This is a genomic window from Gilliamella sp. Choc5-1, assembly GCF_001690595.1.
GTDB lineage: Bacteria > Pseudomonadota > Gammaproteobacteria > Enterobacterales > Orbaceae > Gilliamella > Gilliamella apicola_M.
In genome coordinates this window covers 16,962-29,572 of sequence record NZ_LZHH01000055.1, presented here as the reverse complement: position 1 = coordinate 29,572, position 12,611 = coordinate 16,962, and the positions used below count along the sequence as shown (strand labels likewise).

Annotated in this window: 12 protein-coding genes and 1 pseudogene; 12 read left to right on the top strand and 1 reads right to left on the bottom strand. The window is 33.1% G+C overall.

The annotated features are described in order from the left end of the window. The 8 genes from A9G35_RS05700 to A9G35_RS05665 form a co-directional block, all read left to right on the top strand. Window positions 1-343, top strand: a 343-nt coding sequence (locus A9G35_RS05700) for an integrase core domain-containing protein (protein WP_141673789.1), incomplete at its 5' end; no start/stop codon positions are given. Window positions 344-649: 306 nt separating this feature from the next. Further along, window positions 650-1,498: a hypothetical protein gene (locus A9G35_RS05695; protein WP_065636040.1), complete on the top strand. Its 849-nt coding sequence runs from the start codon at window positions 650-652 to the stop codon at window positions 1,496-1,498. A 40-nt stretch (window positions 1,499-1,538) separates the two neighbouring features. Next, the gene (locus tag A9G35_RS05690; RefSeq protein WP_141673787.1) at window positions 1,539-2,393 is read left to right on the top strand and encodes a hypothetical protein; all 855 of its coding nucleotides are present in this window, start codon (window positions 1,539-1,541) and stop codon (window positions 2,391-2,393) included. Window positions 2,394-2,705: 312 nt separating this feature from the next. Further along, complete coding sequence (locus tag A9G35_RS13425) at window positions 2,706-3,164, top strand: hypothetical protein (RefSeq protein ID WP_065636038.1); 459 nt, start codon at window positions 2,706-2,708, stop codon at window positions 3,162-3,164. A 5-nt stretch (window positions 3,165-3,169) separates the two neighbouring features. Further along, window positions 3,170-3,874, top strand: a complete 705-nt coding sequence (locus tag A9G35_RS05680; protein ID WP_141673786.1) for a HEAT repeat domain-containing protein — start codon at window positions 3,170-3,172, stop codon at window positions 3,872-3,874. 562 nt (window positions 3,875-4,436) lie between these two features. Continuing rightward, entirely contained in the window at window positions 4,437-5,018 is a 582-nt protein-coding gene (locus tag A9G35_RS05675; protein WP_065636037.1) for a hypothetical protein, read from the top strand. A 145-nt stretch (window positions 5,019-5,163) separates the two neighbouring features. Next, window positions 5,164-5,736 carry a hypothetical protein gene (locus A9G35_RS05670; RefSeq protein WP_141673785.1) on the top strand — a complete coding sequence of 191 codons (573 nt, stop codon included), beginning with the start codon at window positions 5,164-5,166 and terminating at the stop codon, window positions 5,734-5,736. 144 nt (window positions 5,737-5,880) lie between these two features. Beyond that, window positions 5,881-6,459 carry a hypothetical protein gene (locus A9G35_RS05665; RefSeq protein ID WP_065636035.1) on the top strand — a complete coding sequence of 193 codons (579 nt, stop codon included), beginning with the start codon at window positions 5,881-5,883 and terminating at the stop codon, window positions 6,457-6,459. A gap of 45 nt (window positions 6,460-6,504) precedes the next feature. Here A9G35_RS05665 and A9G35_RS14100 read toward each other — a convergent pair. After that, window positions 6,505-7,587 (bottom strand): annotated as a pseudogene (locus A9G35_RS14100) (IS3 family transposase). A 223-nt stretch (window positions 7,588-7,810) separates the two neighbouring features. Between A9G35_RS14100 and argC the strand changes: the two are divergent. From argC to argH, 4 genes are all read left to right on the top strand, one after another. Next, window positions 7,811-8,821: an N-acetyl-gamma-glutamyl-phosphate reductase gene (gene argC / locus A9G35_RS05650; protein ID WP_065636034.1), complete on the top strand. Its 1,011-nt coding sequence runs from the start codon at window positions 7,811-7,813 to the stop codon at window positions 8,819-8,821. Window positions 8,822-8,887: 66 nt separating this feature from the next. Then, entirely contained in the window at window positions 8,888-9,667 is a 780-nt protein-coding gene (gene argB, locus A9G35_RS05645; protein ID WP_065636033.1) for an acetylglutamate kinase, read from the top strand. Between the two features lie 104 nt (window positions 9,668-9,771). After that, a complete protein-coding gene (locus A9G35_RS05640; protein ID WP_065636032.1) occupies window positions 9,772-11,016 on the top strand; it encodes an argininosuccinate synthase in 1,245 nt (414 codons plus the stop codon). A 179-nt stretch (window positions 11,017-11,195) separates the two neighbouring features. Then, a complete protein-coding gene (gene argH, locus A9G35_RS05635; protein WP_065636031.1) occupies window positions 11,196-12,569 on the top strand; it encodes an argininosuccinate lyase in 1,374 nt (457 codons plus the stop codon). Window positions 12,570-12,611: the final 42 nt, after the last annotated feature.

Sequence of the window (12,611 nt, the reverse complement as noted above, 5' to 3'; positions counted from 1 at the left end):
TGAGCTTTATCTTAATCTAGAAGATATTGAACACACCAAGACCAAAGCCTACAGCCCACAAACAAACGGTATTTGTGAGCGATTCCATAAGACGATGAAAACAGAATGTTATGATATTTTATTTCGGCGTAAGATTTACACGCAATTGAGTGAAATACAAAACGATATTGAGCAATGGCTTGAATTTTACAATCGAGAAAGAGCGCATTCAGGAAAATATTGTTATGGGAAGACACCATGGAAAACATGGAATGATGCAAAGGGGTTGGTTAAGGAAAAGCAATTGGAGAATTTATTTTGCTCATCGGACACGCATTTTGTTAAAATGAAAGCCGATGAGTAATATGTGTCTGTCAGATTAAGTTTGAGCTACTACAGCTAAAATGGACATCAATTCTTAACAATAAACAAGATGGTACTTATAAACGAGAAGATAAAGAAACAAAAGTCAATTTGACTGGTAATTTTATTCGTTCACCTAAACATTACTTAGACTACGAATATTTATTAGATTATCAAAACATTTTAAAACCTGAATATTTAGATTTACCATAATATTTTATTGTGCATTCTTTTAGTTATCAAAAACACCAAACGTAATGTGGAAGCCATTGCAAGGGTGGGAAGACTATCCAGAAGCATTAAAATTATGAAAATAAAATATAGAATTGTTAAAAATTTTAATAAAGAAGAACAAGATAAATTAGAAAAATTAGGAATTAATGTATCAGAAGGCTGGGATTCATTTGAAATAGAAGAACATAATCAAAATTTTGAACGAATCAAAAATATGCTGAATAAGGATTGGGATAATATAACCCAAAAGAAAAGTTATTTTTCAGAAAAAGATAGAGCATTAGCCCCGTATTTAAATATATATGCAAATAAAATGTTGGGATATGCAAAACCAGATGACGAATCTATTGTAGATGAATACGAATATCCATTTGATATATACCCTTATTACAAAGGTGTCTTTGAAATAATTAATACTGACAAACAATTTGGAATATTAAGAGGAAATCAAATCGGCTATTATTCTTTAGAAGATGAACCTAATTGGAGAGGAAATGAAATTGCATCGGCAAATAACATTGAAGATGCTTTTTTTGTAAAACCCGAAGTTTTTGAAAAAATATTTAGACCTTTAAATATTAAATTTTTGCCAGTTATCAATTATAAAACTCAAACAAAATTAGAAAATGTTGTACAAATAGTTCAACAAGGGATTAGTAAATCTCATTTAATTATTAATAAAACTCAAATCAAAGAAAAAACACATATTGTAAATTGGGATATTGATAAATATGTATTAAGCGATGATTCTTATTATCCATCTTTTGATTCTTCACCCGGTGAATTTGATTTTTTTTATACGCATGAGTATTTTGGTACAGGAGGATTAACTCAAAGAAATACAATAATTTCAAAAAAACTTTATAACATATTAAAAATTAACAATATTAAAGGTTTAAATTATTATCCTATGAAAGGATAATAGAAAAAGTTTAAAAAATTGATACATGGATTTAATCAATATGAAAATAAAATATCGATTTTTTAAAAATTTTTCCTTAAAAGAAGTTTGTAAATTAAAAAATATAAATATTTATGTCGATGTGGGATGTGATGCTTTTACATTCTATGAAAATGACGAAACGAACGAGCAACTTCAATCCATATTCGGAAGCAACTATAAAAACTATGTTACTGTTGTCAAAACAGAATTTTCAGAAAACGAAAGAATTAATGCCGATTATTTATCAATTAAGTCTAGTAAAATATTGGGATATCCTCAACCAGAAGACTTAGATGGAAATGATGAATTGGAAAAATTTCCTTTTAATGTTTTTCCTTATTTAAAGAACGTATTTGAAATAACAAAAAGAAGTGAAAATTTTGGAATTATTAGAGGAAAGCAAATTGGAAGTATCTCATTATTAAGCGAACCTAAATGGAATAAAAAAGGTATAGGAACAATATATTGGCTTGAAGATACATTTTTTACTACACCTTCAATTTATGAAAATATATTTAAACCACTAAATATACAAAGCAAAAGTGTAATTGGGTATGGTAATCAAAAACCTCTAGTTACAGTAGTTCAATTGTTACCACAAGGAATATCCTCATCTAAATTAAATATAAATGATAATAATATAGATGAGAAAACACATATCCCAGAGTGGGAAATTACTAGGTTTCATTTAAACAATAAAGGATTTTTTCCGTCTTTTGAAAATCATCCTGGAAATTTTGATTTTTTTGTATCTCAAGAAAATTTTGGTTCCGGTCATGCCAATTATAAAGAAGTCTTTGTATCGCAAAAGCTATATCAACTTTTAAAAAATAATAATATAAAAGGACTAGATTATTACCCAGTAAAGAAATAGTAAGCCGAAAATTTACACAGTTAGGGAAAGTAACAGAAAGAACAGCAAAAAAATATATTGATGAAATCACTAGCAAATACGCCCCCGGTACGGTTATCAAAAACACCAAACGTAATGCGGAAGCCATTGCAAGAGGAGGAAACAGATTAGACGGGCAAATGATTTTAGAAGTACCTAGACAAACAGAAAAAATTTCCAAAGAAGTTTTAGAGTACGCAGCAAAACGTAACATAACAATAAGAGATATAAAAAGTCTATAATTTTGAAGTAGAAGACTGGCACACCTACTTTGTTGGCAAACTCGCTTGGTGGGTGCATAACGCACAACCTTGCTTTACTGATACAATTAAAAAAGTTGTAAAAGACCCAGTAGGTACTTTTAGGGATATAAATGGAAGACTACATAATAGTAAAACAGGGCGTTTCATCAAAGACCCTAACAAGAAAATTAAAGCTCCAAGTTATAGGAGAAATATGGAAGAAAGAAGAAAAGCCCTTTTAAGAGATGCGAAAGACCCCAAAAGTGGATTGAGTAATAGAGCTAGAAGACAAATATTGGATTCAAAAGGGAAAAAAGTTCCAGAAGGTTATGAAGTTTCACATGAAAAACCTCTTTATATAAGAACTACACATGCGGGTAAAAGAAAACTAGATAAGGCGAAATATATGAAAACACAAAGAAAATCGGTTCATAGAGATAGACATAAATTCTGTGGTGATCAATACCATAAATATGGACCAGCAAATAAACCCAAAAATCCTAAACCATAAAGCATATGAATATTAATTTATTAAAGGAAAAATATTTAGAATTAATAAAAATGGAAGATACTGATGACGGTATATTCGATTTTAATGATCTATTATTAGAATCTGATGATGAAAAGGTTTTAGAATTTCATTATGAAATAATAAAATCTACAAAAGATAAATATTTACTTACAGATTTATTAACTTTTTTCGAAAAAAGAAAAGATAAAAACAAAGTAGGTAATTTTTTAGTAAAAAAATATGATAAAGAACAAGATGTATCTCTAAAAAGTGAAATAATAAAAATTCTAGGAGAAATAAAATATTCAGGAACAGAAGAACTCGCCGTAAAAGAAATAAAATCTCCTCAATATGAATTGCGCTTTGCCTGTATCATTGTATTGGGCTGGGTTGGCACTGCAAAAGACTTAGGGTATTTAAATGAACGTATGTTAAATGATCCGGAAGGAACATTACGTCAATGTGGGGCTGCTGCGATGCGGCAAATTTGGTTTCGTCATAAATCAACGAAATTAAAAATAACCCAATATATCAATAGTGCGATAAGAAGTGAAACCAATCCCGATGCTTTAACCGGCATGATTATCACCATTCAAGATTTATACAGAAAGAAATTAGGAATTAAAGAAAGTCATTATGGCGATCTATCGGGAGATGTTACCAAAGCAAAAGAAAAATGTATTAAAGAATTAGATAAAATATTGAGTTAAAGATGAAACTATTTTTATGACATTGAAACAGACGAAGAAATAGAACCCGAAGAATATGCATTAGATGAAGCATTAGATGAATTTTATTACCTGTCGGAAGAGGAAGACTCTTTTTTAGGAATTATAGATGATGAAGATAGATGTATTCAGTTTCTATTTGTTTCCGACAATAAATGGTTAGCAGACATTCCCCGAGTTGCCGAAAATTATAGCTTACAAAAATATGCAGATTATGATGAATGTGTAGATATGATCAAAAAAGTATATGAATTAAAAGAAATAGTCCAGTTTTCGGGAATGAAAAAAGTAGAATTAAGGAAAATCAATGATTAATCTCATATTAAATATAACATTAAGAAATTTGATTTAATTGTAGTAGCTTAAACTTGATCGTTTAGTTATAAGAAAACGCCGAGTTGTTCATACATCCTGATTAGAATAATCCTCCAAAAATTCATAAGGAGTTTCCCAAAAAGTATTAGACTATGCTGAAAGTAAAAACATAACAATAAGAGATGTATCAGGTAAAATATATAAATAAATCAAATAAAGGAAATAAACTATGACAGTAAAGTATTTAGGTTTTTTTATGCAGAAAATAAAAGATCAAACAAGTTCAGTAAGCAGATGGGACACATGGAATAGTACCAAATTTAGAAATAAAGTAGAAAAAGGCAAACTCACCTCTGAAGAAGTAGCTAAATATAACCATGAGCATTTATTGGGATATGAGTTTTGCGTATTACACTCCGAAAAATCACTTTACCCCTATTGTTACGTTACGATAGTGCCTAGAAATAAACATGTTGGCGTTAATTTTATCGATAATGAAGGTCGTGAGTATTTATCTTATCTTTTTCATGAAGTAAAAGAAGACCGCACCTTATTTCTACGAGAAGTTTGGTTTTATCAATTTATCCCAGGAAACAGCAGCGAAGAGCAAGAGTACCGTATGCACTTTGCATTTGATCAGGACGGAAACTATGCTGCCCGAAAATATATCGATTCTAAGGGGAAATACGAAGATTACGAAGGCAATCAAAAACTTGACTTTTCAGGCTTATACGAAAAATATCCCGAATTTGGACAATACGAAGGCATAATCCAACTTGAACGTCCGGTATTGAATGATATTATTTCTTGATATAACAAATCATAAAATTATCAAAATAGGCATCTGATAAAGCTGTACGCATACTAGATGATATTTCTAAATTACCCGGATTATAAAATTAATTAATAATATTAAATATATGTACACATTAAAATTCGCACAATACAATAACACTATGAAAGAAGTAATGTCTGAAGAAGATACTTTAGACAATATATTAACAATTTGGCTTGAGAATAAACCAACAGCAGAAGACAAAAAACATCTCAAGAATGCAGAAGATTGGGCCAAATATGCTTTTGATAATGATAAAAATTACTATGTCACCTTTTTTAAAGGTGGTGAGCCTATAGCATGCGTATTTAATTATTTTGAAACGATAAGTATTGATTTTCTAACTTATCATAATGGTGAATTGTTTATTTATCTTTTTATGGTCTACGATAAAGGTAAAGATTCACATAATAAGGATGTGGATGGAAAGATATTTTTACGTCAGATTAATTTATATGATGAAGATGCAGATAAAAGAATAACTAATGAAATTTTTTTTAAGGATAATGGCATTATGAATGTTGAGACCATTACAAAAACAAAAAGACCGGAGTTCAGAATGGATTATGAAGAAAAAGAAACCCAAGTAAACTTATCACATAATTGGCTAAGAAAACCCCAAAATTACACAGACTACGAATACTTATTTGATTATCAAAACATCTTAAAACCTGAATATTTAGATTTACCATAATATTTTATTGTGCATTCTTGTAGTTATTAAAAACCCCGAGCGTAATGCGGAAAAATTTCCAAAGAAGTTTTAGAGTACGCGGCAAATAAAAAAGTTACAATAAGAGATATAAATGGAAACATATTAAAATAAAAGAAGCAAATTATGATAAAATATACAGATTACTACCAAAAAAAAGTAAGAGAAGAATATCTTGCAGTTGGTTGTTGGGACACATGGAATAATACTAAATTTGAGAAAAAAGTAGAAAAAGGCAAGCTCACTTCCGAAGAAGTAGCTAAATATAACCACGAGCATTTATTGGGATATGAGTTTTGCGTACTACACTCCGAAAAATCACTTTACCCCTATTGTTACGTTACGATAGTGCCTAGAAATAAACATGTTGGCGTTAATTTTATCGATAATGAAGGTCGTGAGTATTTATCTTATCTTTTTCATGAAGTAAAAGAAGACCGCACCTTATTTCTACGAGAAGTTTGGTTTTATCAATTTATCCCAGGAAACAGCAGCGAAGAGCAAGAGTACCGTATGCACTTTGCATTTGATCAGGACGGAAACTACGCTGCCCGAAAATATATCGATTCTAAGGGGAAATACGAAGATTACGAAGGCAATCAAAAACTCGACTTTTCAGGCTTATACGAAAAATATCCCGAATTTGGACAATACGAAGGCATAATCCAACTCGAACGTCCGGTATTGAATGATATTATTTCTTGATATAATGTAAATACCCCAAACTTAGTACACAACTCACATAGAAAATTATGCTACTTGTTTTTGTGTTTTAAATTCAATCGGTGTCATGTTATTTAATGCCTCATGCGGTCTTTCGGTGTTATAAATCGTTAGCCATTCTTCGGTTATTCTCCTTGCTTGTGCTAAGTTGTTAAAAAGATATAAATCGAGTACTTCAGTACGATAGGTACGATTAAATCGTTCAATATAGCCCTTTTGATAAGGGCTGCCGGGTTTGATGTAATCTATAGTTATACCATGTGTTTTTTCCCAATTAGTAAACGTGTTTCCGGTGAATTCTGGTCCATTATCGACTCATATTTTTAATGGATAACCATGATATTCGGTCAGTTTATCTAAGTTACAGGTAACGCTCCCTGCCGGTAAGCTTACTGTAATATCAATACCTAACACCTCACGATTAAAGTCATCGATGACATTGAATGTCCTAAAGCGACGTTGATTACGGCTACTGTCACTCATAAAATCCATTGACCAACATTCACCTTGTTTATTAGGCACCAATAGCTTTTCTGGGCATCGTGGAGGAATGCGTTTTTTTCGTTTTACTCTGAGATTAAGTTTTAATTCACAATACACCCGATAAACACGCTTATGGTTCTATTGATAGCCGAGCTTTCTGATACGATTAAAACATTTAGGAAAGCCCCAGCGTAAATGCCGGTCTGTGATAGCATTCAATACCGAAACAATCACCGAATCATCCGGTAACTTAGGTTGATAATAGTAAGCACAACGGCTTAAGCCAACGATAGCGCAGCTCATAGCTATAGTAAACAGAATGATTTTGTTGTCGTTGCTGTGCCCACGTTTTACGTGCCTTTGTGAGCACTAAAGCTTTTTTATGATTTCTTCCTGAAGCTGTGATTTTAAGCTCAGATCGGAAAACATCTGCTTAAGTTTGCGGTTTTCAGCCTCTAGCTCCTTTAAGCGTTTGCTATCCGACGTTTCCATTCCGCCGTATTTTTCCCGCCATTTATAAAAAGTTGAATTACCCATGCCATATTTACGGCAGAGTTCCTTGACAGGAATACCCGCTTCAGCTTCTTTTAAAATAGCGACGATTTGATGTTCAGTCATTTTTTTCATCATTAAATCCCCTTTTACTTTTATCATAGAGAATTTTCTACTTTTTTGCTGTACTATTTTAGGGGGGTAGTTACAATAATAAGTTATAATATTGATATATTTGCAAAAAAATTAATGAAATTAAATTCAAAAAAAGTGAATAAAAATTCATTTTATACTTGTGCTAGTTTTATAAATAGCCTACTATATATCCATTATTGCATAATAATAGATAAGGATAGGTATGTTAAAGGCAATTATTATTGGTGCGAGTGGCTATGCTGGTGCAAAATTAGCTTATTATCTACACAAACATCCACATATTGAACTTATTGCATTAACTGTATCAGAGAACAGTCAAGATGGTGGCAAGCTGATTTCTGATTACGATTTACATCCCCAATTAAAAGGTGTTGTTGATTTACCACTTATTGCTACCGCAGATTATTCCTCTTATATTAATAATGTTGATGTCGTTTTTTTAGCAACTGAACATGCTGTCAGCCACAATATAGCTCCTTATTTTTTAGAACATGGCTGCACTGTTTTTGATTTGTCGGGTGCGTTTAGAGTTAATTCTGCTACTTTTTATACCGATTATTATGGTTTCACCCATCAACATCAAAAATGGTTAGATAAAGCAGTTTATGGTTTAGCTGAATGGAATAGCGAAGAGATCAAAGGAGCTCAACTTATTGCAGTTCCTGGGTGCTATCCTACGGCTTCTCAATTACCGCTAAAACCATTAATCGAGGAGGGGCTATTAGATAATTCACAATGGCCTGTTATTAATGCTGTGAGTGGGGTGAGTGGAGCAGGAAGAAAACCTTCACATAATAATCTATTTTGTGAAGTCAGCTTACACGCTTATGGATTATTTACGCATCGTCATCACCCCGAAATTGCAACACATTTAGGTCAAGAAGTGATCTTTACACCTCATTTAGGCAGTTTTAAACAAGGTATTCATGCCACAATAACTTGCCGAGTAAAAGAAGGTGTAACATCACAAGACGTTTTGAATTCTTTAAATAAATACTACCAAAATAAACCGTTAATTAGAGTTTACCAAAAAGATTGGCCAGCATTAAAGTCTGTCATTGGTTTGCCTTATTGCGATATTGGTTTTGTATTGAAAGATCGTCATTTAATATTAATTTCTGTTGAAGATAACTTATTAAAAGGCGCAGTAGCACAAGCGGTGCAATGTATGAATATTCGATTTGGTTTTGATGAAACCACATCATTATTATAAAAATGAACTAATTCTATGCAAAATTTTGAACGTGTTAACAATAAGTTAAATTAATAGGGAACTAAAATGAAACCATTAGTTATAAAACTTGGAGGCGTATTACTCGATAACAAAGATGCTTTAAGTAAATTATTTGTTGTCATTAGCGAATACAAAAAAAATTTTCAACGATCATTAATTATTGTTCATGGTGGTGGTACGGTAGTTGATTCATTAATGGATAGGCTTTCTTTACCCGTAGTCCGTCGCAATGGATTACGGGTAACTCCTGCTGATCAAATTGACGTTATTGTTGGTAGCCTTGCTGGCAGTGCCAATACTACTTTATTGTCAGAAGCAAAAAAACAGCAAATAGCAAGTGTAGGACTCTGTTTAGCTGATGGTAATAGTGTAGAAGTTAAACAAATTTCAGAAGATTTAGGTTATGTTGGTGAAGCCAAAGCTGGCGATCCTACATTAATCAATCTACTTATTAATTCGGGTTACCTTCCCATTATTAGCTCGATTGGTATTACTCAAGCGGGACAAATGATGAATGTTAATGCCGATCACGCAGCGGTAGCACTAGCTAAGACCTTAAATGCAGATTTAATATTATTGTCTGATGTAGTTGGCGTACTTGACGAAAACAAACAACGCATCGAATCATTAACTCAATCACAAGCGGAGCAACTGATTGCTAAAGGTGTTATTACAGACGGTATGGTTGTTAAAGTGAATTCAGCTTTCGAAGCCGCCAAGGCCTTAGGACGACCAATTGATATTGCTAGTTGGAAAGAATCCCACCAACTCATCGAATTATTTAATGGGCAATCAGGCACTACAGGCACAAGAATCATTGCTTAGATATTGAGCAGCTATTATATTAAGCTAGTTATCTATATCTAACGATTAATAAAAAAATATTTTTAACTCATTTTTATCGTCAGTTAATTTATAAAGGGTATAACATGGAAAAAAGTGGAACAAAAAAGGTCGTATTGGCTTATTCAGGTGGTTTGGATACATCAGCAATTATTCCTTGGTTGAAAGAAAATTATGGTGGATGTGAAGTTTATGCCTTTGTTGCTAATGTAGGTCAAGATCCAAAAGAACTAAAAGATGTAGAAAAAAAGGCTAAAGCATCGGGTGCAGTTGCTTGTAAGGTTGTTGATTTAAGAGAAGAATTTGTTAAAGATTACGTATATCCAGTCTTAAAAACAGGAGCCTTATACGAAGGAACTTATTATCTTGGTACCTCCATGGCTCGTCCAATTATTGCAAAAGCGCAAGTTGAATATGCGTTAGAAGTCGGGGCTGATACACTCTGTCACGGAGCGACTGGTAAAGGCAATGACCAAGTGCGTTTTGAAACAACCTATACTGCACTTGCACCACAACTTAAAGTGATTGCTCCTTGGCGTGAATGGGATCTGCGTTCACGCGAAGCATTAATTGATTATTTAAAAGTTCGTAAAATTCCAACAACTGCAACCGTTGAAAAAATTTACAGCCGTGACGAAAACGCATGGCATATCTCCACTGAAGGTGGTGTGTTAGAAAGCACATGGAACCAAGCTAATACAGATTGCTGGGCTTGGACTGTTTCGCCTGAAGATGCTCCAAACCAACCAGAATTAGTAACCATTGGTATTGAAAAAGGCGAAGTGGTTTCAGTAAATGGGAAAAAATTATCACCATATAACTGTGTTGCAACATTAAATAAAATTGGTGCAAAACATGGTGTTGGTCGAGTTGATATCATTGAAAATCGCTTAGTCGGTATCAAATCGCGTGGTTGTTATGAAACGCCTGGCGGCACAATAATGATGACAGCATTACGTGGTTTAGAACAATTAATATTAGACCGCGACAGCTTTAAATGGCGTGAACAACTAGGTATTGAAATGGCTTATGTTGTTTATGATGGGCGCTGGTTTGCACCATATCGTCGATCAATTCAAGCCGCGGCTGAAGTTTTGGCACAAGACATGACGGGTGAAGTAGTGGTTAAACTTTATAAAGGTAATGCAACTGCCGTACAAAAGAAATCACCAAATAGTTTATATAATGAAGAATTTGCTACATTTGGTGAAGATGAAGTTTATGATCATAGTCATGCAGGTGGATTTATTCGTCTATTTTCATTGTCATCACGCATACGTGCTTTAAATGAGAAACAGCAAAAACAAACTGCTAAAAAAGCGAAAAACTAAACGCCAATTTGCAAATAAAATAGCGTTAATAATAAATATATACAGGCAACGTCCTGTATATATTATTTTTATTCTTGATTAAATTTAATTTTATTATAAAAATAAATATATAAAACAAAATTGAAATTGTATAGTTAATCATTAAGATAACATTCATTTAAGATAATATTGAGGTAATTATGGCATTATGGGGTGGGCGTTTTAGCCAAAAAGCAGATCAACGATTTAAGCATTTTAATGATTCATTGCGCTTTGATTATCGTCTTGCAGAGCAAGATATCATTGGCTCAATTGCTTGGTCAAAAGCATTGGTGACGGTTAACGTTATATCTTATGATGAACAAAAAAAATTAGAAAAAGCCTTAAATGAGTTGTTGTTATTGGTTAAACAAGATCCTAACCAAATTTTACAAAGTGATGCCGAAGACATACACAGTTGGGTTGAACAAAAACTGATTGAAAAAATTGGCGACTTAGGTAAAAAATTACACACAGGACGAAGCCGTAATGACCAATCAACAACCGACTTAAAATTATGGTGTAAAGACCAAATTCCTCATTTAATTAATGCGATAAATCACTTACGCCAATTACTAGTTACAACCGCTGAACAGCACCAAAAAACCATTATGCCTGGTTACACCCACTTGCAACGAGCACAACCAATTACATTTGCGCATTGGTGCTTGGCTTATTTTGAAATGTTAAGTCGTGATGTCAGCCGCTTAGAAGATACATTACAACGTTTAGATGTTAGTCCGTTAGGCTCTGGTGCCTTAGCTGGAACTGCCTATCCAATGGATCGTGAGCAATTGGCTCATTGGTTAGGGTTTGCTCAAGCAACGAATAATAGTCTGGATTCGGTGTCTGATCGTGATCACATCCTTGAACTATTAAATAATGCCTCAATAGGTATGGTACACCTATCGCGTTTTGCTGAAGATCTTATTATTTTCAATAGTGGTGAAGCCAATTTTGTTGAACTATCTGAACGCGTGACTTCAGGATCTTCACTCATGCCACAAAAAAAGAATCCAGATGCATTAGAACTGATTCGTGGTAAAGTAGGGCGGGTTGCGGGTGCATTAACAGGTGCCTTAATGACCTTCAAAGGTTTACCGCTTGCTTATAATAAAGATTTACAAGAAGACAAAGAGCACCTATTTGATGCACTTGATACTTGGCAAGAATGCTTAGATATGGCAACACTAGTACTAGAGGATATTAAAATTAACTACACAAATTGCCAAGAAGCTGCCAAACAAGGTTATTCTAATGCAACTGAACTGGCTGATTATTTAGTTGCCAAAGGCATACCTTTCCGTGAAGCTCACCACATTGTTGGCGAAGCAGTTGTTGATGCTATTGCAAAGCAAAAAGCGCTCGAAGAACTTTCGCTTGAAGAACTACAAAAATTTAGCCCAGTTATTGATAATGATGTTTATCCAATATTATCGCTAGAATCATGCCTAGCTAAACGCTGTGCCAAAGGTGGGGTTTCACCACAACAGGTAAAATCAGCGATTGAAGTTGCCAAGCAACAACTTTCATAAATAGCTATATTATTCTAATAACAACTATACCGGCATTAGCCG

Excerpts from the sequence above, each read along its gene's own strand:
- argB (WP_065636033.1), top strand. The coding sequence starts at position 8,888 with ATGAAACCATTAGTTATAAAACTTGGAGGCGTATTACTCGATAACAAA.
- A9G35_RS05640 (WP_065636032.1), top strand. The coding sequence starts at position 9,772 with ATGGAAAAAAGTGGAACAAAAAAGGTCGTATTGGCTTATTCAGGTGGT.
- A9G35_RS05690 (WP_141673787.1), top strand. The coding sequence starts at position 1,539 with ATGAAAATAAAATATCGATTTTTTAAAAATTTTTCCTTAAAAGAAGTT.
- A9G35_RS05665 (WP_065636035.1), top strand. The coding sequence starts at position 5,881 with ATGATAAAATATACAGATTACTACCAAAAAAAAGTAAGAGAAGAATAT.
- argC (WP_065636034.1), top strand. The coding sequence starts at position 7,811 with ATGTTAAAGGCAATTATTATTGGTGCGAGTGGCTATGCTGGTGCAAAA.
- A9G35_RS05675 (WP_065636037.1), top strand. The coding sequence starts at position 4,437 with ATGACAGTAAAGTATTTAGGTTTTTTTATGCAGAAAATAAAAGATCAA.
- A9G35_RS05670 (WP_141673785.1), top strand. The coding sequence starts at position 5,164 with ATGAAAGAAGTAATGTCTGAAGAAGATACTTTAGACAATATATTAACA.
- A9G35_RS05680 (WP_141673786.1), top strand. The coding sequence starts at position 3,170 with ATGAATATTAATTTATTAAAGGAAAAATATTTAGAATTAATAAAAATG.
- argH (WP_065636031.1), top strand. The coding sequence starts at position 11,196 with ATGGCATTATGGGGTGGGCGTTTTAGCCAAAAAGCAGATCAACGATTT.
- A9G35_RS05695 (WP_065636040.1), top strand. The coding sequence starts at position 650 with ATGAAAATAAAATATAGAATTGTTAAAAATTTTAATAAAGAAGAACAA.